The following is a 21,222-nucleotide window of genomic DNA, read 5'->3' as shown; positions in this document are numbered from 1 at the left end:
CCTGATGAGCGAACGAGCCCCCGACAACGGCGACGAGGACGGCGTCAACGCCACCCTGACCTCGCCGATCTCGGCCGACGGCCGGGCCAAGCACGGCCTGCGCTACGAGGTCCCGGCGCGCTGCGGCCGGGCGGTGCGGCTGGATGCCGGCCAGGAGATCAAGATCGTCAACACCCACGGCACCCAGGTCTGCGACACCTGGGCCTTCAACGCCGCGGCGCTGAACGAGTTCCTCTCGATGGAGCACGCCCGGGCCTGGCTCGACCGCATGACCCCGCGGCCGGGCGATGCCCTGGTGACCAACCGGCGCCGGCCGATCCTGACCTTCCTCGAGGACACCTCGCCTGGGGTCCACGACACCTTCATCGCCGCCTGCGACCTCTACCGCTTCCGGACCCTGGGGGTCGAGGGCTACCACGACAACTGCGCCGACAACCTGCGCATGGCGATGAAGGCGGTCGGCGCCCGGGTCGGCGAGGTGCCCTCGCCACTGAACCTCTGGATGAACATCCCGATCGCCGCCGACCTCTCTATCGGCTGGCTGCCGCCGGTCGCCAGGCCCGGCGACCACGTGCTCCTGCGCGCCGAGATGGACTGCTACCTCGTCATGTCGGCCTGTCCCCAGGACATCGTCCCGATCAACGGCGAGGCCTGCCGCCCCGTCGAGCTCCATTTCGAGGTGAGCTGAAGAAGGGCCTCCGCTTCGCGCGCGCCGACCCAGGGTCGCCGTCGTGTCTTCAAGCGAGATAGCGCTTGATCCAGTCCCGATAGTCGCCGTCTCGGGAGGCCGCTGCCATCAGGTCCGAGGACGCGAGGTTGGGAAGCTCCTTCGGCGGCGTACCGTCCTTGAGCGCCTTCATGGTCGCGTAGACTGCCTGGACAGCAGCGGCGAAGGGCTGGTGGCCCTGAAGGCAGACCCGGACGTTCCGTCCGGCCAGGTAAGCGGCATCATCGAGATCCGGACCGGCACCGCCGAGGATCAGCGGCAGCTTGATCTGCGCGGCGGCGGCTTCGAGATCCCCGCGCGTCCTGACGCCGACGAGAAAGATGGCGTCTGCGCCGGCGGCCTCGTAGGCCTTTGCGCGGAGAATCGCCTCGTCGATACCCGCGAAAGCGGCCGCGCTGGTCCGCCCGGCGATGACCAGCCCGGGATCGCTGCGCGCGCCGAGCGCGGCGCTGACCTTGGCGGCGCCCTCCTCGACGGAGACGAGGGCGGGCTTGCCGCCGCTGCCATAAGTTTGCGGCAGTTCCGTATCCTCGATCGACAGCCCGGCCACGCCGGCGGTCTCGAGCTCCTCGACCGTGCGCATGACGTTGAGCGCATTGCCGTAGCCGTGATCGGCATCTGCGAGGACCGGCAGCTCGGACGCGCGCGATATCCGGTAGGCCTGGTCGGCAAACTCCGACAGTGTAAGCAGGATCAAATCCGGCGCCCCGAGGACCGTCAGCGAGGCGACCGAGCCGGCAAACATGCCAAGATCGAAGCCGAGGTCTTCGGCAATGCGCGCCGAGATCGGATCATGAACCGAGGCGGGGCGAACACAGTCGCTTCCCTCCAGTATCGCCCTGAACTTCTCCCGGCGCTTCATGAAGCATGGCATGATCGTTTCCTCTTCGTATGTCGCTCTACTCTGCAATCGGACAGGACGGCTCAACCCGTCCCTTGGACCGCTGAAAGCGAATCCCTAGAGCACGATGATATGAGGTTGAACCAACCTCATATCTGAATCGTGCTCTAAACTGTTGAAATAGAGCGGGATTCAGATTTGAAGTCCAGTTAACTTCAAATCATCCCGCTCTAGGGGACGGATGCGGCTTGTCCTGCGAGGGGCCCGCCTCGGGTCTTCGCGCCGGAGGAAGGAAGCTCAACAGCCGGCGACGCAGTTCCCTTCCGCATCGAAATCCATCGTTCGTCCGCTGAGCGGCAGATGGACCGGCACCTCGGTGGCCTCCATGAAGGTCTCGGTTTTGGTTCCGGCGATCGCCCCGCCGTCCTGCGTCGCCAGCTCGTTGGCATGCGAGGCAATGACCGAGCCTGGACGGATCAGCTCGTAGAAGCCCAGCAGCGCTGAAGGGGCCATTTTCATCGGTCTTCCCTCCCTTCGATCTATCGAAGCCTCGCCCCTATCCGCCGGCAGTTCACCGGGAGCGGCGGAGATCACGAGGACCCCGGCCGCGACCTCTCGATCGGCTGGCTGCCCCCCGGTCGTCAAGCCCGGCGACCACGTCCTGCCGCGCGCCGAGACGGACTGCCACTTCGTCATCTCGGCCCGCCCCCGGGGAATCATCGCGATCAACGGCGTGGCCTGCAGCCCCGTCGAGATCCACTTCGAGGTGCGCTGAGGCGGATCGAGGCGCCGCGGCGCTAGCCGAGGTGTTCCTTGAAGAATGCCATGGTCCGTTCCCAGGCCAGGTTCGCGGCCGCTTCGTCATAGCGCGCCGTCGAGTTGTTGTGGAACCCGTGGTTCGTGCCGGGGTAGCTGTACATTTGATAGTTGGCGTTTCCAGCCTTGAGCGCGGCTTCGAAGTCGGGCCGCGTCGCATTGACGCGCGGGTCGTTCTCTGCGTAGTGGATCAACAGGGGCGCGCGGATTTTCGGCACGTCCTCCGGCGCCGGCGCCCTGCCATAGAACGGCACGGCCGCGTCAAGCTCGTCGCCCAGGGTGACCGCCAAGAAATTGGTCGTCGCGCCGCCCCAGCAGAATCCGGTCACACCCAGCTTTCCGTTCGACAGCGGGTGGACCTTCACGTAGCCGGCGCTGTTGACCATGTCCTGGCGTAGCTTGGCCTGATCCAGGGTCTTCTGCATGGCCCGGCCGTCATCGTCGTTGCCGGGATAGCCGCCGATCGGCGAAAGGCCGTCCGGGGCCAGGGCCAGGAAGCCTTCGACGGCGGCGCGGCGTGCCACGTCCTCGATGTAGGGGTTCAAGCCGCGGTTCTCGTGGATTACCAGCACGGCGGGGAAAGGTCCGTCGCCGCTCGGTCGCACCAGGTAGCCGCGCATTTGCCCAGAGGTGCCGCCCGGCGAGGGATATTCCACGTAGCGGGCCTTGATGCGGGAGTCGGTGAAGGAGATGGTCTGCGCCTCGGCGTAGCGCGGCAGCAGACTCTCGGCCATGGCCAGCGCGGATACGCCCCCGATGGTCAAGGCCCCCGCACGGGCGAAGAACTCGCGCCGTTCGATCCGTCCGTGACAGTAGTCGTCGTAGAGATCCAGAACTCTCCGGTCGATCGGAACCTTGCTCATCACTGTGCACTCCCCGGCCGATGGCACTCTAATATTCGGCCGCTTGAGCGAAGATGGGAAGAGCCTTTGTTCCCGAGGCAAGGCGGGGCACCCTTCGCGACAGGGGACCGCAGAGGGGCCAATCCCGGCTAGACTTCCCCTTGAAGGCGTTGAACCACCTAGCGGGGCGGAAGAGACATGGCAGAGCAAGACGGACTCGTCTTCGCCTATCGAATCGACGGCGAAGGCAAGGCGCAATCGATCGGCTGGGAGGAGCTGAGCCTCGCCGACGAGGACGAAGGCTGGCTCTGGATTCACCTGGACCGTTCGGCGCCGCGGGCGCGCGACTGGCTCGCCGAGGAGAGCGGCATCGATCCGCTGATCGTCTCCGACGCGCTGCTCGACGAGGAGACGAGGCCGCGCTTCACGGCGACCGAGGAGGGCTTTCTGCTGATCCTCCGCGGCGTGAACCAGGATCCCAGCGCCAATCCCGAGGACATGGTCTCCATAAGGATCTGGGCTCAGGCACGGCGCTTGGTCAGCGTCAGGTTGCGTAACCTGCTCGCGGTCGAGGACCTGCAACGCGCGGTCGAGGCGGGAGCCGGCCCGAAGACGCCCGGCGAGCTCGTCTCCGCCCTGGCGCGGGGCATGGTCGAGCGCCTGGGCGGGGTCATCTCGGACCTGGAAGACCGTCTCGACGACCTCGAGGACGAAGTGCTGTCCAGCCATCGCGGGGAGCTGCGCGGCCAGCTGAACGCCCTGCGCCGCGAAGGCATCATCCTGAGGCGCTACATCGCCCCGCAGCGCGACGCGCTCGCGCAGCTGACCGGGGCCAAGCCAGGCCTCTTCAAGAACCGCCACCTGACCCGGCTGCGGGAGGTGGCCGACGACATAACCCGCCACGTCGAAAGCCTGGATTCCGGGCGGGAACGCGCGGCCGTCGTTCAGGACGAGCTCATGAACCGGCTTTCAGAGGAGCTGAACCGGAACATGTTTGCGCTCTCGGTCATCGCGGGGCTCTTTTTGCCGCTGGGCTTCGTCACCGGCCTGCTCGGCGTCAACCTGGGCGGCATCCCGGGCGCCGAGACGCCCTGGGCCTTCGCCGCGCTTTGCGCCTCGGTGCTGGGGCTCGGCCTGCTGGAGCTCTGGCTGTTCCGCCGTTTCAAGTGGATCTGACCGAAGCCCGAACTGAGGACGCCTGCGCAGGGATGCCTCGTCTGCTTTGCTCTGGACTTCGGCGAGCTTGATCGCGTTAACTATTTCTGCATCCGGCGATTGTGCTCCGACTGATCGGAGTGAAGGACCTGCGGCGGACCGGAGGCACGCGAGGGAGACTCGAACTGGCGAACCAGCGCCATTCACCCCTTTTTCCTGGGCCGTTGGCCTTACGTCCGTCGGCTTGGCGCTCGTTTGTCCTCCTTTTCCTGCTGGTCCTGGCAGGTGCCTTGAGCCTGCGGCACGGCACGGCCCTGGCCGAAGAGGGTGCGTCTTCGCAAGAGATCGGTGATACCGCCGCTGCTGAGGCCCTCTCCAAGTCGCTGGTCATTTCGCTGAGCGACTATGATTTTTCCCAGAACCCCGAGTTGCTGGAGCGCATTCTCTCCAGCGCCCACGGCTACTTCCGCTTCATCGGCCAGCGCTTCGCGCAGGCGGTCTGCCGCCGCTTCGCGGCCGACCTCTACGTCCTGGCCCAAGTCAACCTGCACGGCGACGCGCATCTCGAGAACTACAGCGTCACCGACCGGCAGCGCGGACTGGCGGACTTCGACGACGCGACGGCGGGGCCCTTCGTGCTCGACCTGGTGCGCTTCGGCGTCTCGCTCCGTCTTGCCAGCCGGGCCATGGGCGCGGGCGACCGAGCTGACGGCCTCGTCGCCGCCTTTCTGGAAGGCTACCGTAGCGGCCTGCGAAGCGGTGATGCTGTTCCCCCCGAGCCGGCGCTGGCGGCCCGGATCCGGGCCGAATTCCCGAACGGGCGTCGGGCGATGCTGGCGAAGGCCCAGGCGATGCTGCGTCCGATCGAGACCTCGAGGCGGGATTTCGAACAGGCAATGCAGCAGTACGTCACGGAGATGAGAGCGGAACATCCCGACCTGCCGCCGGGCTTCTTCGAGATCAAGGACCTCGGCACCTTCAAGCTTGGCATCGGCAGCGCGCTCAGCGAGAAGTACCTGATGCGGGCCGAGGGCGCGACGAAGGATCCGGACGACGACCTGCTCATCGAGGCCAAGGCGGTCCGCGACCTCAAGGACATAGACTGCGTCCAAAGACCAAGGGTGGAGGTCGGCAGGATCGCGATCGCCCAGGCGCGCCTGGCCTTCGAAGCACCCCGCTACGTCGGCTCCGTCACCATGCATCCGAAGCTGGGCTTTAAGCGACGGCAGAAGTTCTTGGTCTTCGCCTGGGACGACAACTATACCGAGCTTTCGGTCCCCGGGTCCTTCGAGACCCTGCAGGATCTCTTCGACGTCGCCCGCGACGTCGGGATCCAATTGGGCCGTGGCCATCCCAAGAGCATCGCCGATCCCTACGAGGCGGCGTTGCGGCGCGCGCTGCTCGAGGAGGTTTCGAATCTCGAGGCCGACATCCGGGCCTCCATCGCCGCTATGACGCGCTGGACCATCGCAGCCTGGAAAAGGGTCCGCGACCGGGCCGCCGCACCGGGCCGGGCCAAGGCGACGGCTCCTGCCGCGACGGCGGACTAGCCCAACGGGGGAGCGACCGGCCATGGAAGACTTCAAGAACCTGATCACGATCGTGACCTATGGGGTCGAGGGCTTCGGCGTGGTCATCATCGTCGTCGGGTCTCTGATCGCCACCTTCAACTTCCTGCGGCGGTGGCGGAGCGAGTCGACCGAGGCCAACTATCAGGATTACCGCCATGTCGTGGGCCGTTCGATCATCCTGGGCCTGGAATTCCTGATCGCCGGCGATGTCATTCGCACGGTGGTCGTGTCGCACACGCTCTCGAGTGTCGCCGTCCTCGCCCTCATCGTCGTGATCCGCGCCTTCCTGAGCTTCACCCTCGTCGTGGAGATCGAGGGGCGCCTTCCATGGCAAAAGGCGGCGACGGAGGAAAGCGGGTAGAGGCCCGAAACCCGCCGGACGGGCAGCCTTGCTTCTCGCCGGCTGCCGAGCCTTGGGGCGTCGGCGGCGTCGGTGATTGGATAGACGCGGTCGGGCTGCGGGGCCAGGGTGCAGGTTCGAAACCACGGCGGGAGGGGGCGCATGGCTCCCGTGGACGCTGCGAGCTACATCGATCTCGACCGCTATCCGATCGGCGACCCTGACACGGGCGGATATCGCCGCCTGGTCTCCGGGGTTCGTGCGGAGCTGGCGGAGGACGGCTGCGCGGTCCTGCGCGGCTTCATACCCGGGGATCGGGTCGGGGATCTCGCGCGTGAGGCCGAAGCCGTCGCCTGCAAGGGCCACCGGTCCTTCTGCCGCACCAATGCCTATTTCACGAAAGACCGGCCCGACCTTCCCGAGAGCCATCCCCTGCGCCGCTTCTACGACCGCTCCAACGCCTTCGTCCCGGCCGACAACTTCGGCGCCGACAGCATCCTGCGCGCCATCTACGAGTGGCCGCCCTTTCCGGCCTTTGTTCAGGCAGCGCTCGGCGAGACCCGGTTCCACCGCTATGCCGACCCGCTGGCGGACGTGATCATCAACGTGGTCGAGGCGGGCGAGGGTTTCCCCTGGCACTTCGACACCAACAACTACACCGTGACCCTGGCGATCCAGAACGGCGTCGAGGGCGGCGAGTTCGAGTACTGCGCGAACCTGCGCACGCCGAGCGACGAGAACTACCCCGGCGTCCGGGAAGTCCTGGACGGCGTGAGCCGGCGCCCGAAGACCCTGCGCCTCGGCGCGGGCGACCTGCAGATTTTCAAGGGCCGCTATTCCCTGCACCGGGTCAAGGCGGTCGTGGGACCGCGCAAGCGCTTCGTCGCGATCTTCTCCTTCGTGGAGGAGCCGGGGATGGTCGGCAGCCCGGAGCGGACCCGCCAGCTCTACGGACGGGTCCTGCCGATTCACAAAGCGCGCGCGGGACGGCGCGTCGACCGGCTGACCGACTGAGGCAGCGCGATCTGCCGTGTGGAAAAGGAAAAGGGGGCGCGGCCGCCGCGGGCCGCGCCCCCTGGATTTTGAGCCCCCGACCGGCCTCAGGTGCTGGTCAGGTCGTGGCGGGCGAAGGGCAGGCTGCGCAGGCGCCGGCCCGTGGCGTTGTAAACCGCGTTGGCCACCGCCGGCCCGATCGGCGGCGTGCCCGGCTCGCCGACCCCGGTCGGGGCTTCCGCCGAGTCGACGATGTGGACCTCGACCTCGGGCATCTCCTCGATCCGGAGCGGCAGGTAGTCGTGGAAGTTCGACTGCTCGACCCGGCCGCCGTCCAGGGTGATGGCGTCGTGCAGGATCGCCCCCAGGCCGTAGCCGATGCCGCCCTCCATCTGCGCCACGATCACGTCCGGATTGACCGGCCGGCCGCAGTCGACCGCGCAGACCACCTTGTCGACTGTGATCGCACCGTCGCCGTCGACCGAGACCTCCGCGGCCTGGGCGACGAAGGAGTGGAAGGACTCGTGCACCGAGATGCCGATGCCCTTGCCCTTGGGCATGGACTTGCCCCAGCCGGCCTTCTCTGCGGCGAGCTTGAGCACCGCGGCGTGGCGCGGATGGTCCTTCAGCATCTCCAGCCGGAATTCGACCGGGTCCTTGCCGGCGGCCTCGGCCAGCTCGTCGAGGAAGGTCTCGACCGTGTAGGCGGTGTGGGTCGAGCCGACCGCGCGCCACCACAAGACCGGCACCTTGACGTCGGTGGTGTGCAGGTCGACCAGGACGTTGGGGATGGCATAGGGCAGGTTGCTGGCGCCCTCGACCGAGGTCTGGTCGATGCCGTTCTTGACCAAGGCACCTTCGAAGGGCGTGCCCTGGACGATCGACTGCCCGACGATGCGGTGCTGCCAGCCGACCAGCCTGCCCTCGGCGTTCAGGCCGGCGCGGATGGTGTGGTAGTACATCGGCCGGTAGCGGCCGCCCTGGATGTCGTCCTCGCGGGTCCAGATCACCTTGACCGGCGCCCGGCCGCCGATCGCCTTGGCGACCATGACCGCCTCGCTGACCATGTCGGAGTCCGGCGTCGCCCGGCGGCCGAAGCTGCCGCCGGCCAGCAGGGTGTGGACCTGGACCTTCTCGGGCGGCAGGCCGGTGATGGCCGCGGCCGCCATGTGGTCGCCGGTCTGCAGCTGGGAGCCGGTCCAGATCTCGCAGGAGTCGGACTTGAGGTCGACCACGCAATCGAGCGGTTCCATCGGCGCATGGGCGAGGAAGGGGTACTCGAAGGCCGCCTCCAGTACCTTGTCCGCGGCGGCCAGGGCGGCCTCGCTGTCGCCGGCGGTCAGGGCCGGGTTGCCCGGCTGCTTGGCCAGCTCCTTGTACTGGGCCATGATCTCGGCGCTGCCGCGGGTCTCGGCCTGGCTGTCGTCCCAGTCGATCTCCAGGGCGTCGCGGCCCTTCTTGGCGGCCCAGAAGCCCTCGGCCACCACGGCCACGCCGCGCGGCGTCTCGACCACGTCGGTCACGCCCTTGACCGCCTTGGCCGCCTCCGACTTCACGGTCTTGGCCTTGCCGCCGAAGCGCGGCGGCCGGGCGATCAGCGCGGTGAGCATGCCGGGCAGCTTCAGGTCCATCGTGAAGACGGCCTCGCCGCGGGTCTTGGCGCGGGAGTCGAGCCGCGGCACCCGGGTGCCGATCAGGCTGAAGTCTTTGGGGTCCTTCAGCACGACCTCGGCCGGGGTCGGCAGACTCGCCGCCTTTTCGGCCAAGGCGCCGAAGCTGCTGCTCTTGCCGCTGCCGGCGTGGTGGACCCGGCCCTTCTCGACCGTGATCTCGGTGTCCGGCACGCCCCAGGTCTGCGCCGCCGCCTCGACCAGCAGGGCGCGGGCCATGGCGCCGGCCCGGCGCAGCTGCTCGTAGGAGTTGGCGATACTAGAGCTGCCGCCGGTGCCCTGGAAGGGGCCCCAGTGCAGGTTGTTGTAGACCTCGGCGTTGGCCGGGGCCGCCTCGACGCGGACCTGCTCCCAGGCGGCGTCGAGCTCCTCGGCCAGGATGGTCGCGAGCCCGGTGTGGCTGCCCTGGCCGAACTCGATGTGCTTGGCCAGGATCGTGACGCTGTCGTCCTTTGCGATGCGGACGAAGGCGTTGGGGGCGAAGTCGCCGCCGGCCGCCGCCGACTTGGCGGCGCGCAGCGGCAGGTGCAGCCCGATGACCAGGCCGGCGCCGGCCAGGGCGCCGGTCTGGAGGAACCGGCGGCGCGAGGGCCGGGCCGCCTGGGTGATCTTGTGCAGCATGGTCTCAGCCCTCCATCGTCTCGGCCGCCCGGTGGATGGCGGCGCGGATCCGGACATAGGTGGCGCAGCGGCAGACATTGCCGCTCATCGCCGCGTCGATGTCCTCGTCGCTGGGCTTGGGGTTCTCCTCGAGCAGGGCGACGGCCGACATGATCTGGCCGGACTGGCAGTAGCCGCACTGGACCACGTCCAGGGCCTCCCAGGCGGCCTGGACCGCTTGCGCCGCCTTGCTCCCGACGCCTTCGATGGTCGTGATTTCGCTGCCTTCGACGTCACCGACCGCGGTCGAGCAGGACCGGATCGGACTGCCGTCGAGATGCACCGTGCAGGCGCCGCAGAGCGCCATGCCGCAACCGAACTTCGTGCCGGTCAGCCCCAGCTCCTCGCGGATCACCCACAGCAAGGGCGTATCCGGCTCGGCCTGGACCTCCCGGGTTTCCCCGTTGAGGACGAATCGAACCATAGACCTCTCCTCAGCATGTCCTGCTGGCTAGCAGTCGCGTTGAAATTTCAGTACGTTTCCCGATCCTTTCGACCGCACCCGGCGATCCGCAGGCTCCCTGACCTTAAGAAGTAAGCCCGGACGCACCGGATACAAGGCGAAGCGTCGCGTGTCGTTGACGAGTCACACGCCGGGGCTGCGGGCTGTGCCCGTCGAGCCGGGGTCGCGGGCTGCGCCCCTCGAAAGGGCGGGATCGTCTCCCGACCATCATCTTGGCGCGGCCAATCAATACATCCAGTATATCTTTCGAATAAATCAATAGATAGAATGTATGGATCATGGAGCTCAGGCATTTTCGCTACTTCCTCGCCGCGGCCGAGGAGGAGCACGTCGGCCTCGCCGCGCGGCGGCTCAACGTCTCGCAGCCCTCGCTGTCCCGGGCGGTCGCCGACCTGGAGCGTGAGCTCGGGGTCCGGCTTTTCGAGCGCGCCGGCCGCGGCATCCGCCTGAACCCGGCCGGCCGGCGGTTCCTGGAGGGCACGCGGCAGGTGCTCGCCGAGGTCGAGCGCGCCAGTACCTCGGCGCGGCGGGTCGGTGCCGGCGAGGTCGGCCAGCTGGACATCGGCGCGGTGGACACGGTCTCCTGGGCCGGTGTGGTGCCGGAGGCGCTGCGGGCGCTGCGCGGCACCCGGCCGGGTGTCCTGCTGCGGCTCTTTCCCTTGAGCTCGCTGGACCAGCTGGCGGCGATCCAAGGCGGCCGGCTGGACGTCGGCTTCCTCTATAACCGGCCGCAGGACGACCCGGCGACCCGGGCCCTCGCCGTGGCCGAGGATGAGGTCGTCCTGGCCGTGCCGGCCGACCACGGCCTCGCGGGGGCCGGCAAGGTGGCCTTGCGGGACCTGGCGGGCGAGGCCTTCGTGTCCTTCCCGCGCGCGGCCAGCCCGGTCTATCACGACCGGCTGGCCCGGGCCTGCGCCCGGCGCGGCTTCCAGCCGAGGGTGGTCCAGGAGGCGGCGACGGGGGCCGGGATCCTCGCCATCGTCGCCAGCGGCCTGGGCATCGCCTTCGTCAACTCGGCAGTGCGCTGGCGGCGGCCGCACAACATCGACCTGCTGGAGATCGAAGACCTGGAGCTGAAGCTGGTGCTGGACTGCGTCTGGCGCAACGACAACGAAGCACCCGCCCTGGCGCCCTTCCTGGAGGCCGTCCGGGGTCTCGCGGCGGCGGCGCGGTGACGCGGGGGCTGGCCGGACGGGCCTAGTCCGCCAGGCCTGCGCTCAGCCCTCCTGTTGAAGGCGCCCTTCCCAGCGGAAGATCCGGCCGATCTTCTCCCAGAACTCGGGGCCGGCGGCCAGGAAGGCGGTGACGAAGGCCAGGTCGCCGACGACCAGGGCGGACTGGCCGGTGAGCTCTTGGGGAAGGAAGTCCCCGAAGTAGCCGTAGACGTACCAGCCCAGGTAGACCGCCATCATCACCGTGATGCAGGTGTAGTAGCGGAGCTGTGAGGTCGGCTTGGTCGGCAAGAGCTTCCGAAGGAAGGCAAAAAACCTGCTCGTGAAGACCGCGAGCGTGTCCTTGCCGAGAAAGGCGGCGGCGATCACCAGGGCCACCTCCGGGCCGCCAATGGACAGGGCGCCCAGGATGAAGGCCTTGAGCTCGATCGACAGGTCGAGCGGAAGGACCAGGATCCCGAAGAGCGGCATGACCATCGCAAGGCCGAGGAAAGTCAGGCCGGTGTAGTAGCGCCAGTCTCGCCGGATGACGGCTCGAGCCGCTTCGACGTCTGCGGGTTTGCCCATGGCCTCGCTCCCCTCCTCAGGCGTGCTGCCGTAACCGGCAGCCCAGGAGGGACGATACAGCGTCCCGCTGAAAACGTCCGCCGGACAAACGCTTTGAACGCGCGGCGACCTTTTGCGGCTAGGCGAAGATCAGAGGGTCTGGTGCCGGGCCCGCGAACCGCGCTCAATGGCGGCGGCGGCCAGGCGGCCGACCTGCAGGCGGTGGCGCAGCATCTCGAGCAGGCGCAGCTCCTCCTGGGTCGCCTTGCCGTCGGCGGCGGCGACGTCGCAGGCGATCGCATAGGCGGTCTCGCGCAGCCGCTCCGGCACGCTGTCGACGATGATATCGAGGGCCTTGTCCAGGCCCTTGTCGTCGCCCAGGAGCTCGGCGCAGGCCTTTGCGGTCTTGGGCAGGCTGTCCGGATCGTAGCCGCGGAACACCGGCAGGTAGCTGACGATCTCGCCCATCGACTTGAGCTCGGAGTCGGTCATGTTGCGGTCCGCGGCGGAGACCAGGACCATGGTGTAGATCAGGGCGGAATGGGTGTCGGCCATGGGTGCTCACTCGTTCCCTGGAACAGTGCCGCGGTCGCGGCTGGCGGCGGAACCTAAGCGCCGCTGACCGGCCGCGTCAACCGTCTGGTGCGGCGCCTCAATAGCCCTCAAGAAAGTCCCGGGTCGTGGCCACCGCCTCGGCCAGGCCCAGGCGCTGGACCTCGACCGCCTCGGGGAAGGCGCCCAGCAGGCGCGAAGGCAGGGCCGGGTCGAGCAGGACGAAGACGCCCCGGTCGTCGGCGCGCCGGATCAGGCGGCCGAAGGCCTGCTTGAGGCGCAGCCGGGCCAAGCTGTCGTCGTAGGCGCGACCGCCGAAGACCCGGCGCCGGGCCTTGTGGCGGATGTCCGGGCGCGGCCAGGGCACCCGGTCGAAGACGATCAGGCGCAGCGAGCGCCCGGGCACGTCGATGCCGTCGCGCACGGCGTCGGTGCCCAGCAGGCAGGCGTCCTCCTCGCTGCGGAAGATGTCGATCAGGGTGGCGGTGTCCATGCCCTCGATGTGCTGGGCGTAGAGCGGCAGGCCGGCGGCGTCGATGGCCGGCCCGACGAGCTGGTGGACTGCGCGCAGGCGGGCGATGGCGGTGAAGAGGCCGAGCGCGCCGCCGCGGGCGGCAAGAAAAAGCTCCCGGTAGGCGGCGGCGACCTGGGCCCGGTCGTCCTTGCGGACGTCGCCGACCACCAGGACCCGGGTCGTCGCGCCGTAGTCGAAAGGCGAGGCGACCTGGGCCCGAATCGCCGGCGTCGGCAGGTGCGCCGCCCCGCTGCGCGCCTCGGCGGCGGCCCAGTCGGCCTCGCCGTCGCCGCTGCCGTCGGTCAGGGTCGCCGAGGTCACGACCAGGCCCTGGGCGTGGCGCATCAGGATCTCGGCCAGGGGCCGGGTCGGGTCGATCCAGTGGCGGTGCATGCCGACGTCGAGGTCGCGGCCCTCGCGCCGCTCGACCCCGAACCAGTCGACGAAGTCCTCGGGCGTCTCGGCGCCCAGGCTGTGCAGCATGCCGCGCCAGGCCGCGAGCGTGCCTCGGCGCCGGGCCAGGCCGCGGCAGACGCCGTCGATGCGCCGCCGGGTCTCGCTGTCCAGCTCGGCCGAGTCGTCGTCCAGCCGCGCGGCCAGCTCCGCCTCGAGCTGGGTCAGGGGCCGCTCCAGCTCGGCCAGGGCGGCGTCCAGGCGGTGGCCGGCGTCCAGGACTCCCTCGCCCAGGGGCCGGACCTCGGCCTCCAGGCTGTAGGGATCCTGCGGCCGCTGGACCCGGGCGTAGACCTGCTGGCGGACCCTTGCAAGAAAGGCCTCGGCCGGGCCCTGGGGCGCCGCGCCGGCAACCCGCTGGCCCCAGCCCTCGGCCGGCAGGCAGCGGGCGGCGCGCAGCACCTGCTCCAGCAGCTCCGTGGTCGTCGCGTCGCCGGCGGCGAGGTCCTCGATGCGCCGCCGCAGGCCGCGCAGGCGGCTCGGCTGGCGGCTGGTCTCGACCCCGCGCAGCCAGCGGCGCAGCTCGTGGCCGTCCTGGCCGGAGAGGTGGGCGGCGAAGGCGGCGTCGGCGGCGCCGAAGAGGTGATGCCCCTCGTCGAAGACGTAGCGCGCCGGCAGGCTGCCCTCCTCGCTGCCGAGCACCGCCTGGATCATGACCAGGGCGTGGTTGGCGATCACCAGGCGGGCGCGGCGGGCTCGGCGCACGCTCTTCTCGATGTAGCACTTGCCGTAGTGGGCGCAGGCGGAGTAGACGCATTCGCCCCGGCGGTCGGTCAGCCCGAGGGTCCGGCCGCGGCCCAGCAGCTCGGGCAGCCAGCCCGGGAAGTCGCCGCCGACCATGTCGCCGTCGCGGCTCCTGAGGGCCCAGCGCGCCATCAGGCCGAGGGCGACCGCGTCGCGCGGCCGCGCCGGCAGGCCGCCCAGGGCCTCCTCCAGGTTCAGCAGGCAGAGGTAGTTCTCCCGGCCCTTGCGGACCACGACCCGGCGCGCCTTGGTCGCCGGCTCGGGATAGAGCCGGTCGAGCTCGCCGTCGATCTGGTGCTGCAGGTTGCGGGTAAAGGTGGAAAGCCAGACCGTGCCGCCGTTGCTCTCGGCCCAGAGGCTGGCGGGGGCGATGTAGCCCAGGGTCTTGCCGACCCCGGTGCCGGCCTCGGCCAGGACCGCGATCGGCTCGCCGGCCTTTTGGCGCGGCTGGAAGGCCTGGGACACGGCCGAGGCGTAGTCGGCCTGCTCGGGCCGCGCCTCGGCTTTCCGGCCCAGCAGCTCGGCGAGGCGGGCCCGGGCCTCGGCGGCGCTGACCGGCGTGTGGCCGGGCGGCGGCTCGGGCGCGTGGTCCGACCATTCGCCCAGGCGTTCCCAGACCCTGAGGCCGGCACCGGTCCGCGGCGCGGCGCCCTCGCCGGCGCCGAAGCCCAGGGCGCCGACCACCGCCGGGCCCCAGGTCCAGCCGCCGCTGGCCATGGTCCAGGCGATCGCCAGGGCGTCGCGGCCCTCGCCGCGGGCGCGCAGCTCGGCCAGCAGCCGCTCGGCCGCGCGCGGGAGGAACGCGGCGGCCTGGGCCGGGCCCTCGGGCGGCTCCAGGCCGAGCGCGCCGGCTAGGCCGCCGGGCGTCGGCGTGCAGAAGGCGGCCGGGCGGACGAAGGCGAAGAGCTCCAGCAGGTCGAAGGCGGCGAAGGGGTTGCAGCCCAGGCGCCGGAGCGTCGCCGGCAGGTGGCAGACCAGGGGCCGCGCCTCCCGGGCCCGTTCGGCGGCCTCGGCGTGGCTCAGCTCGCCGCCGCCGCCCGCGGCCAGGCCGCCGGCCTCCAGCCAATAGGCGCCGCGCAGCCCGGCGATCAGGGCCGGCCGCGTGCGGGGGTCGGATCTTCCGCCGGAATCGGCCGGTGCCGGGTCTGCGGTCATGACGACTCGCAGTATAGCGGCCGCCGCCGAGGGGCGTCACGCCGGGCGGGGCCCCCGTTCTGACACTGGCGCCCGGGGCCCGGCTTGTGTAAGGACTTGGCCACAGGGAGTATCAGGAGCCCTGAGTCGGTTGATTCTCGAAGATCATGAGCTCGAGCGGCTGCTCGCCGGCGAGAAGGCCGCCTGGGACCGTTTCGTCGCCCGGGCCGCCCCGGTCATCTTCGGCGCCGTGCGCCGCCGGCTGGAGCCGGCCGGCCGCCTGGCCGATGCCGAGGACGTGGCCCAGGACGTCTTCATCAAGCTCTGCAAGTCCGACTACCGGGTCCTCAAGACCTACGATGCCAGCCGCGCGCGCTTCTCGACCTGGCTCACGGTGATCGCCTCCAGCACCGCGATCGACCACCTGCGGCGCCTCAAGAAACCGGCGGATTCCCTCGATGTCGTGCCCGAGGCGGAGCTTTCGGTCGAGGCCAAGGAGCCGGCCTGGCTGAAGATCCCGCCGGGCCTGCTGTCGCCGCGCCAGACCCTTGTCCTGGAGCTGCTCTACCAGAAGGACCTGACCCCGGCCGAGGCGAGCGAGGTGCTGGGCGTCGACCCCCAGACCGTGCGCTCCATGCACCACAAGGCGCTGACCAAGCTCCGGGCGCATTTTTCCGAGGAAACAGAGGGATAAACGTCAGGTTTCCGACGTATAATGGGAGACAAGAGGGGGAGATGACGAACGATCGATTTGACAGCGAGGAAGGCGAGACAGCCATGACGGCCGAAGACAGGGCGCTTTGGCAGAAGGCGCGCAACGGCTGGGCCGGAGGGTCCGAGGCGGCGGACGACGTGGATCCGCTGCTTCTGGCCGCCTATCTGGATGGCCGGCTGGATGCCGAGGAGGCCGCGGCCTTGGAGGCCCGGCTTGCCGCCGATCCCGTGGCCCTGGACCTGATGGCAGCGTCCCGGGGGGCCCTGGCGGCCGGTCCGGCGGAGGCGGTGCCCGAGTCCCTTTTGCGGCGGGCGGAAGGTTTGGTGCGGCCGGCGCCGGCGGCGCCGCGCAAAGGCCGGCTCGCGGGCCTGGCGGCCGCCTTCTTGATGCCCGGCCAGGCCGCCTGGGCGGGCTTCGCCGCGGCGGTCATGCTGGCCTCGCTGGCCGGCTTCGAACTCGGGCAGATCGGCCTGGACAACGCCGCGATCGTGACCTCCGCCCTCGGCGAGGAGGTCAGGCACGGCCTTGACCCGCTGAACGGGCCGCTGCTTTAGGAAACGAGATCATGCGCAAGCTGCCCTGGCTGCTTCTGGCGGTTTCGATTGCCCTCAACATCTCGGTGATCGCGGCCGTCCTCTACACGGACTACGAGGCACGCCGCCTCGAGGATCCGGAGGTGCGGCTGGCCGAGGTCGGCGAGGCGCTGTCCCTGACCCCGGCGCAATTCGAGAGCTTCAAGGATCTTCAGACCAGCCTGCAGGAGCGTCGGCAGATGTTCCGGGAGTACATGGCGCCGGTGCGCCGCTCCATGACCGAAGCACTGGTCGCCGATGCCTTCGAGCGCGAGGCCTACCGAACGGTCATCTCCAAGCGGCGCGAGGTGCGCGAAGAGTACTTCCTCCAGGTCGGCGAGGAGATGAACGCCTTCCTCCAGACCCTCAGCCCCGAGCAACGCGCCGTCTTCAGGGACCTCGCCAAGGAGCGCGGCTTCCTTTGGCGCTTCATGGGCGGCCGCTCGAGGCTCCGCAGCGCGGCGGCCGCGCAATAGTCCATACCTTCGAGCCGCGGTGGCATCACCGTCTGCCCGCCGCAAGCAGATCCCCGGCTTGATTGGACGCGCAAGCGCTTGTCGCGTCGGAGACGCGAGCCGTGACCGGGCCGGGCGCTCCTTCGCCGGTCCGGCGCTACGGGAGGGTTCGCGACCATGACCGCCTACCTGTTCTGGCATCGCCCCTTTGCCGAGGTCGACCGGGAGGCCTACGAGGCCGCACTCGTCGACTTCCATCGCGCGCTGGTCGCGCGCGATTGCCCGGGTTTCGAGGGCTCCGCGACCTACCGGATCTCCCCGACGCCCTGGCTGGACGGTGAGCCGGGCTACGAGGACTGGAACTTCGTCGAGTCCTCGGCCGGCCTAGATCCGCTGAACCGGATGGCGGTCGCGCCCGAAATGTGGGAAGTCCACGCCGGGATCTCCGGCAAGACCGAGGTCGGCCACGGCGGGATCTACTACCACGTCCTGGGCGAGGCCGACCCGCGGGCCCTGACCCGGACCGCCTGGCTGACCCGCCCGCGCGGCATCCGCTACGAGGCGCCGCTTCGAGAGATCGCCGCGCAGGTCAAGGGCCCGGTCAGCGTCTGGCGCAAGCAGATGGTGCTCGGCCCGGCGCCCGAGTTCGCCCTGCTCGGCGATGCCGGCCTCGCGCTCGATCTGCCCGAGGGCTGGCAGGCGCGGATCGTCGAGCGTAGCCTTCTGCAGGACGGACGCGCGGGCGGATAGGCGACACCCCGCCCTCGTCAGGTCAGGCGCCTGCCCTCTGCGAAGACCCGGGTCCAGGCCAGGATGCAGACGCTCTTGCGCAGGCCGCTGGGCCAGAAGGGGTCGTCCTCGACCAGGGCCTGCACTTCGGCGGCGCTTCCGGCCTCGACCAGCCAAAGGCCGCCCGCCGGCGCTCCGCCGTCGTCCTTGAGCGGGCCGGCGGCTTCTATCTGCCGCGCGTTCTGCTCGAGGAAGTCGAGATGCGCCGGCATGAGCCGGGCGCGCGGATCGACCTCCAGGTCCGGGTTGTCCTCGAAAAACACGGCGAAGAGCATTTCGACCTCGTTTCGGATTGCCGTCGTCCGGCCATTCTCAGGCTTGCGAAAATCCGGTATCAAGGCGAAGAAATGAGATTTTGAAGCGAGATTTTGCGCTCTCTCGATTGGAACGACCTGCGCCACCTGCTCGCGGTCGCCCGCGGCGGCACCCTCGCCGATGCCGCCAAGGCGCTGGGGGTCGACGACTCCACCGTCTCGCGACGGGTCGCGCGGCTGGAGGCGCTGCTGGAGGCCCGCCTCTTCGAGCGCGCCGGCGACGGCCGGCTGCGCCCGACCTCGGCCGGCGCGGCGGCGGTCGCGCGGGCGGAGCGGATGGAGCTGGAGGCCGAGGCGCTGCGCGACGGCGTTGCCGGCGCCGATGCGATCTGCGCCGGCAGGGTCCGCCTGACCTCCGTGCCCCTGCTGGTCAACCGCCTGCTGGTGCCGGCCCTGCCGGGCTTGCTGGAGCGGCATCCGGCCCTGCACCTTGAGCTGGTAGCCGATCCCTCGGACCTGAGCCTGCGGCGCCGCGAGGCCGACATGGCGCTGCGCCTGGCCCGGCCGCGCAGCGGCGGGCGCAGCGTCCTCGCCCGGCGGATCGGAACTTTGCGCTACGGGACCTACGCCGCTGCGTCACTTTCGGCCGATGCCGCCGCGGCCCTGCCCTGGGTGACCTACGACGAGGCCTTCGCCCACCTGCCCCAGGCCCGCTGGATCGCCGCCGCCCTGGCGCGCGGCGGCGCGGCGGCCCGCTTCGTGGTCAACGACGGCGAGGCCCTGGTAGAGGCGGTTGCCGCCGGCCTCGGCAAGTCGCTCCTACCCGGCGTGATCGCCGCGCGCGATTCGCGGCTGGCCCGCCTCCCGACCCCCGGCGGCCCGGTCCTGGAGCGCGAGCTCTGGCTGCTGGTGCACAGCGAGTTGCGCCGCCTGGCCCGGATCGAAGCGGTTTCGGACTGGCTCTCGGGCCTGTTGCCTAACGCGGCCGAGCGCAACGTCGGCTAATCAGGTGTGCCACCCCCACCCCACCCTCCCCCATCAAGGGGGAGGGCGCAATTGGTCGACAGCCGTGACTTTCTCCCTCCCCCTCGATGGGGGAGGGTCGGGGTGGGGGTGACTCTGCGGTTCGTGCAGCCGGTCTTAAGCCTTGCCGAAGGCCATGAGGAGGAAGGTGTATTCCTCGGCGACCTCGCGCAGGCTCTCGTAGCGGCCGGACTTGCCGCCGTGGCCGGCGCCCATGTTGGTCTTGAGCAGCAGCAGGTTGTCGTCGGTCTTGGTCGCCCGCAGCTTGGCCGCCCACTTGGCCGGCTCCCAGTAGGTGACCCGCGGGTCGTTGAGGCCCGCGGTGATCAGCAGCGGCGGGTAGGCCCGGGCGCCGACCTGGTCGTAGGGCGAATAGCCGCGGATCAGCTCGAAGGCCGCCGTGTCGGTGATCGGATCGCCCCACTCCGGCCATTCCATCGGGGTCAGGGGCAGGCTGTCGTCGAGCATGGTGTTGAGCACGTCGACGAAGGGCACGTGGGCCACCGCCGCCCGCCAGAGCGCGGGCTCGTGGTTGATCGCGACGCCGATCAGGGTGCCGCCGGCGCTGCCGCCGGAGATCGAGATCCCGCCCTCGGCGGCGTAGCCCTCGCTGACCAGGTGTCGGGCGCAGTCGACGAAGTCCTTGAAGGTGTTCTCGCGCTTGTCGAGCTTGCCGTCCTCGTACCAGTGGTAGCCGAGCTCGTCGCCGCCGCGGATGTGGGCGATGGCGTAGGCGACGCCCCGGTCCAGCAGGCTGAGGCGCGCGGTCGAGAAGCTCGGCGGCATGCCCATGCCATAGGCGCCGTAGCCGTAGAGGTGCAGCGCGCCCGTGCCGTCCGTCGGGAAGTCCACGGCGTGGACCAGGGAGATCGGCACCGTCGCCCCGTCCCGCGCGGTGGCGAGCAGCCGCTTGGTCACGTAGCGCTTGGGATCGTAGCCGCTGGGGATCTCCTGGACCTTGCGGGTCTCCAGCTTGCGGGTCGCGAGGTCGTAGTCGTAGACCGTCGGCGGCGTGACCATCGAGGTGTAGATCAGGCGCAGGCGGTCGATGGCGAACTCCGGGTTCTCGCCCAGGCCCGCCGCATAGCTGGCCTCGGGGAAGGCGACGTGATGCTCGTCCCCGTCGGCGTGGCGGCGGATGCGGATCTGGTCCAGGCCGTCGATGCGCTCCTGGACCACCAGCACGTCCTGGAAGGCGGCCAGGCCGCGCAGGTAGTGGCGGTCGCCGGGGCCGATCAGCTCCCGCCAGTTGTCGCGGCCCGGTGATCCGACCGGCGCGGTCACGATGCGGAAGTTCTTGTGTCGATCGTTGGTCCGGATGAAGAGCCGGTCGCCGGCGTGGTCCAGGTCGTACTCGTGGCCGGCCTCGCGCGGTGCCACCACCACGGCCTCGGCGAAGGGCGCGGCGGCCGGCAGGAGGCGGACCTCGCTGGTCACGTGGTCGCCGGCGCCGATCACCAGGAAGGCCCGGGACTGGGTCTGGCCGATGTGGACGAAGAAGCCGTCGTCGGCCTCCTCGTAGAGGGTCCGGTCTTCGGCGACCGGGCTGCCCAGGACGTGGGCGCGGACCCGGAAGGGGCGCAGGTTCTCGTTCAGCTCGACGTAGAGCAGGGTCTTGCTGTCGGCCGCCCAGACCAGCGAGCCGGAGGTGTTGGGGATCGCCTCGTCCAAGGGCGCCTCCGAGGCCAGCGCCTTGATCCGAATGACGTAGCGCTCGGAGCCGTCACCGTCGGCCGACCAGGCCAGCAGGCGGTCGTCGGGGCTGACCTCCAGGGCGCGCAGGCGGAAGAAGTCCTGGCCCTCGGCCAGGGCCGGCTCGTCCAGGATCACCGCTTCGTCGCCGCCGGCGACCGGCCGGCGCAGCCAGGTCCGGTACTGGGCGCCGGGAGCGAAGCGCCAGTGGTAGAGATAAGCGCCGTCCTTGGCCGGAACCGAGGCGTCGTCCTCCTTGATGCGGCCTTTGAGCTCTTCGAAGATCGTCTCGGTCAGGGCCGCCTGGGGCGCCATCACCGCCTCGAAGTAGGCGTTCTCGGCCTCGAGGTGGGCCAGGATCTCGGGGTCCTTCACCTCCGGATAGCCCGGGTCGCGCAGCCAGGCGTAGGGATCCTCGATCTCGATCCCCTGGGCGGTGAAGCGGTGCGGCTTGCGGGCGGCCTGCGGCGGCGTGGGGGCGGGGCTCGAGGGCTTGCTGTCGGGCATCCGGGGGCTTTCCTTGGTGACG

General features: G+C 69.9%; 21 protein-coding genes. 11 read left to right on the top strand and 10 right to left on the bottom strand.

Translation table 11 applies throughout. From position 1 onward, the window contains the following. Positions 1-4 precede the first annotated feature (4 nt). Entirely contained in the window at positions 5-688 is a 684-nt protein-coding gene (locus QNJ30_25800; GenBank protein ID MDJ0946878.1) for an urea carboxylase-associated family protein, read from the top strand. A 49-nt stretch (positions 689-737) separates the two neighbouring features. Here QNJ30_25800 and QNJ30_25795 read toward each other — a convergent pair whose 3' ends face one another. The 3 genes from QNJ30_25795 to QNJ30_25785 form a co-directional block, all read right to left on the bottom strand. Continuing rightward, on the bottom strand, positions 738-1,601 hold the full coding sequence (locus QNJ30_25795) for an isocitrate lyase/PEP mutase family protein (GenBank protein MDJ0946877.1): 864 nt from the start codon (positions 1,599-1,601) through the stop codon (positions 738-740). A 264-nt stretch (positions 1,602-1,865) separates the two neighbouring features. Next, on the bottom strand, positions 1,866-2,081 hold the full coding sequence (locus QNJ30_25790; GenBank protein ID MDJ0946876.1) for a hypothetical protein: 216 nt from the start codon (positions 2,079-2,081) through the stop codon (positions 1,866-1,868). 284 nt (positions 2,082-2,365) lie between these two features. After that, entirely contained in the window at positions 2,366-3,247 is an 882-nt protein-coding gene (locus QNJ30_25785; GenBank protein MDJ0946875.1) for a dienelactone hydrolase family protein, read from the bottom strand. 177 nt (positions 3,248-3,424) lie between these two features. On the opposite strand from QNJ30_25785, the gene QNJ30_25780 reads away from it, so the two are divergent. From QNJ30_25780 to QNJ30_25765, 4 genes are all read left to right on the top strand, one after another. Beyond that, complete coding sequence (locus QNJ30_25780; protein ID MDJ0946874.1) at positions 3,425-4,402, top strand: zinc transporter ZntB; 978 nt, start codon at positions 3,425-3,427, stop codon at positions 4,400-4,402. Positions 4,403-4,671: 269 nt separating this feature from the next. After that, a complete protein-coding gene (locus QNJ30_25775) occupies positions 4,672-5,931 on the top strand; it encodes a DUF2252 family protein (protein ID MDJ0946873.1) in 1,260 nt (419 codons plus the stop codon). A 22-nt stretch (positions 5,932-5,953) separates the two neighbouring features. Continuing rightward, positions 5,954-6,313, top strand: a complete 360-nt coding sequence (locus QNJ30_25770; protein MDJ0946872.1) for a DUF1622 domain-containing protein — start codon at positions 5,954-5,956, stop codon at positions 6,311-6,313. A 141-nt stretch (positions 6,314-6,454) separates the two neighbouring features. Further along, positions 6,455-7,306: a hypothetical protein gene (locus QNJ30_25765; protein ID MDJ0946871.1), complete on the top strand. Its 852-nt coding sequence runs from the start codon at positions 6,455-6,457 to the stop codon at positions 7,304-7,306. 86 nt (positions 7,307-7,392) lie between these two features. Here the strand turns inward: QNJ30_25765 and QNJ30_25760 are convergent, their stop codons facing one another. Both QNJ30_25760 and QNJ30_25755 read right to left on the bottom strand, forming a co-directional pair. Next, complete coding sequence (locus QNJ30_25760) at positions 7,393-9,576, bottom strand: xanthine dehydrogenase family protein molybdopterin-binding subunit (protein MDJ0946870.1); 2,184 nt, start codon at positions 9,574-9,576, stop codon at positions 7,393-7,395. A gap of 4 nt (positions 9,577-9,580) precedes the next feature. Then, a complete protein-coding gene (locus QNJ30_25755) occupies positions 9,581-10,039 on the bottom strand; it encodes a (2Fe-2S)-binding protein (GenBank protein ID MDJ0946869.1) in 459 nt (152 codons plus the stop codon). 317 nt (positions 10,040-10,356) lie between these two features. Between QNJ30_25755 and QNJ30_25750 the strand changes: the two genes are divergently transcribed. Beyond that, positions 10,357-11,253, top strand: coding sequence for a LysR family transcriptional regulator (locus QNJ30_25750; GenBank protein ID MDJ0946868.1), 897 nt, complete (start codon positions 10,357-10,359; stop codon positions 11,251-11,253). Between the two features lie 42 nt (positions 11,254-11,295). Here the strand turns inward: QNJ30_25750 and QNJ30_25745 are convergent, their stop codons facing one another. The 3 genes from QNJ30_25745 to QNJ30_25735 form a co-directional block, all read right to left on the bottom strand. Beyond that, positions 11,296-11,817, bottom strand: a complete 522-nt coding sequence (locus QNJ30_25745; GenBank protein MDJ0946867.1) for a hypothetical protein — start codon at positions 11,815-11,817, stop codon at positions 11,296-11,298. Positions 11,818-11,946: 129 nt separating this feature from the next. Further along, positions 11,947-12,351, bottom strand: a complete 405-nt coding sequence (locus QNJ30_25740; protein MDJ0946866.1) for a tellurite resistance TerB family protein — start codon at positions 12,349-12,351, stop codon at positions 11,947-11,949. Between the two features lie 97 nt (positions 12,352-12,448). Further along, on the bottom strand, positions 12,449-15,214 hold the full coding sequence (locus QNJ30_25735) for an ATP-dependent DNA helicase (GenBank protein MDJ0946865.1): 2,766 nt from the start codon (positions 15,212-15,214) through the stop codon (positions 12,449-12,451). Positions 15,215-15,344: 130 nt separating this feature from the next. Between QNJ30_25735 and QNJ30_25730 the strand changes: the two genes are divergently transcribed. The 4 genes from QNJ30_25730 to QNJ30_25715 all read left to right on the top strand — a co-directional run bounded on the left by QNJ30_25730 (position 15,345) and on the right by QNJ30_25715 (position 17,685). After that, the gene (locus tag QNJ30_25730; GenBank protein ID MDJ0946864.1) at positions 15,345-15,887 is read left to right on the top strand and encodes a sigma-70 family RNA polymerase sigma factor; all 543 of its coding nucleotides are present in this window, start codon (positions 15,345-15,347) and stop codon (positions 15,885-15,887) included. A 41-nt stretch (positions 15,888-15,928) separates the two neighbouring features. Beyond that, positions 15,929-16,462, top strand: coding sequence for a hypothetical protein (locus QNJ30_25725; GenBank protein MDJ0946863.1), 534 nt, complete (start codon positions 15,929-15,931; stop codon positions 16,460-16,462). Between the two features lie 11 nt (positions 16,463-16,473). Beyond that, positions 16,474-16,956, top strand: a complete 483-nt coding sequence (locus tag QNJ30_25720; protein MDJ0946862.1) for a Spy/CpxP family protein refolding chaperone — start codon at positions 16,474-16,476, stop codon at positions 16,954-16,956. 156 nt (positions 16,957-17,112) lie between these two features. Continuing rightward, entirely contained in the window at positions 17,113-17,685 is a 573-nt protein-coding gene (locus QNJ30_25715; protein MDJ0946861.1) for a hypothetical protein, read from the top strand. A gap of 17 nt (positions 17,686-17,702) precedes the next feature. Here QNJ30_25715 and QNJ30_25710 read toward each other — a convergent pair whose 3' ends face one another. Then, positions 17,703-17,999 (bottom strand): YciI family protein, encoded by a 297-nt coding sequence (locus tag QNJ30_25710; protein ID MDJ0946860.1) that lies wholly within the window; start codon positions 17,997-17,999, stop codon positions 17,703-17,705. Positions 18,000-18,092: 93 nt separating this feature from the next. Between QNJ30_25710 and QNJ30_25705 the strand changes: the two genes are divergently transcribed. Next, positions 18,093-18,983, top strand: coding sequence for a LysR family transcriptional regulator (locus QNJ30_25705; GenBank protein ID MDJ0946859.1), 891 nt, complete (start codon positions 18,093-18,095; stop codon positions 18,981-18,983). A 135-nt stretch (positions 18,984-19,118) separates the two neighbouring features. Here QNJ30_25705 and QNJ30_25700 read toward each other — a convergent pair whose 3' ends face one another. Further along, entirely contained in the window at positions 19,119-21,200 is a 2,082-nt protein-coding gene (locus QNJ30_25700) for a S9 family peptidase (GenBank protein MDJ0946858.1), read from the bottom strand. Between the last annotated feature and the right edge of the window lie 22 nt (positions 21,201-21,222).

This window comes from Kiloniellales bacterium, assembly GCA_030066685.1.
GTDB lineage: Bacteria > Pseudomonadota > Alphaproteobacteria > Kiloniellales > JAKSBE01 > JAKSBE01.
Note: the sequence above shows the minus strand (reverse complement) of the source record. Positions and strands in the feature narration are given on the sequence as shown.

What these genes read in the sequence shown, in the direction of transcription:
- QNJ30_25800 (MDJ0946878.1), top strand. Translation starts at nt 5, where the DNA reads ATGAGCGAACGAGCCCCCGACAACGGCGACGAGGACGGCGTCAACGCC.
- QNJ30_25795 (MDJ0946877.1), bottom strand. Translation starts at nt 1,601, where the DNA reads ATGCCATGCTTCATGAAGCGCCGGGAGAAGTTCAGGGCGATACTGGAG.
- QNJ30_25790 (MDJ0946876.1), bottom strand. Translation starts at nt 2,081, where the DNA reads ATGGCCCCTTCAGCGCTGCTGGGCTTCTACGAGCTGATCCGTCCAGGC.
- QNJ30_25785 (MDJ0946875.1), bottom strand. Translation starts at nt 3,247, where the DNA reads ATGAGCAAGGTTCCGATCGACCGGAGAGTTCTGGATCTCTACGACGAC.
- QNJ30_25780 (MDJ0946874.1), top strand. Translation starts at nt 3,425, where the DNA reads ATGGCAGAGCAAGACGGACTCGTCTTCGCCTATCGAATCGACGGCGAA.
- QNJ30_25770 (MDJ0946872.1), top strand. Translation starts at nt 5,954, where the DNA reads ATGGAAGACTTCAAGAACCTGATCACGATCGTGACCTATGGGGTCGAG.
- QNJ30_25765 (MDJ0946871.1), top strand. Translation starts at nt 6,455, where the DNA reads ATGGCTCCCGTGGACGCTGCGAGCTACATCGATCTCGACCGCTATCCG.
- QNJ30_25760 (MDJ0946870.1), bottom strand. Translation starts at nt 9,576, where the DNA reads ATGCTGCACAAGATCACCCAGGCGGCCCGGCCCTCGCGCCGCCGGTTC.
- QNJ30_25755 (MDJ0946869.1), bottom strand. Translation starts at nt 10,039, where the DNA reads ATGGTTCGATTCGTCCTCAACGGGGAAACCCGGGAGGTCCAGGCCGAG.
- QNJ30_25750 (MDJ0946868.1), top strand. Translation starts at nt 10,357, where the DNA reads ATGGAGCTCAGGCATTTTCGCTACTTCCTCGCCGCGGCCGAGGAGGAG.
- QNJ30_25745 (MDJ0946867.1), bottom strand. Translation starts at nt 11,817, where the DNA reads ATGGGCAAACCCGCAGACGTCGAAGCGGCTCGAGCCGTCATCCGGCGA.
- QNJ30_25740 (MDJ0946866.1), bottom strand. Translation starts at nt 12,351, where the DNA reads ATGGCCGACACCCATTCCGCCCTGATCTACACCATGGTCCTGGTCTCC.
- QNJ30_25735 (MDJ0946865.1), bottom strand. Translation starts at nt 15,214, where the DNA reads ATGACCGCAGACCCGGCACCGGCCGATTCCGGCGGAAGATCCGACCCC.
- QNJ30_25725 (MDJ0946863.1), top strand. Translation starts at nt 15,929, where the DNA reads ATGACGAACGATCGATTTGACAGCGAGGAAGGCGAGACAGCCATGACG.
- QNJ30_25720 (MDJ0946862.1), top strand. Translation starts at nt 16,474, where the DNA reads ATGCGCAAGCTGCCCTGGCTGCTTCTGGCGGTTTCGATTGCCCTCAAC.
- QNJ30_25715 (MDJ0946861.1), top strand. Translation starts at nt 17,113, where the DNA reads ATGACCGCCTACCTGTTCTGGCATCGCCCCTTTGCCGAGGTCGACCGG.
- QNJ30_25710 (MDJ0946860.1), bottom strand. Translation starts at nt 17,999, where the DNA reads ATGCTCTTCGCCGTGTTTTTCGAGGACAACCCGGACCTGGAGGTCGAT.
- QNJ30_25700 (MDJ0946858.1), bottom strand. Translation starts at nt 21,200, where the DNA reads ATGCCCGACAGCAAGCCCTCGAGCCCCGCCCCCACGCCGCCGCAGGCC.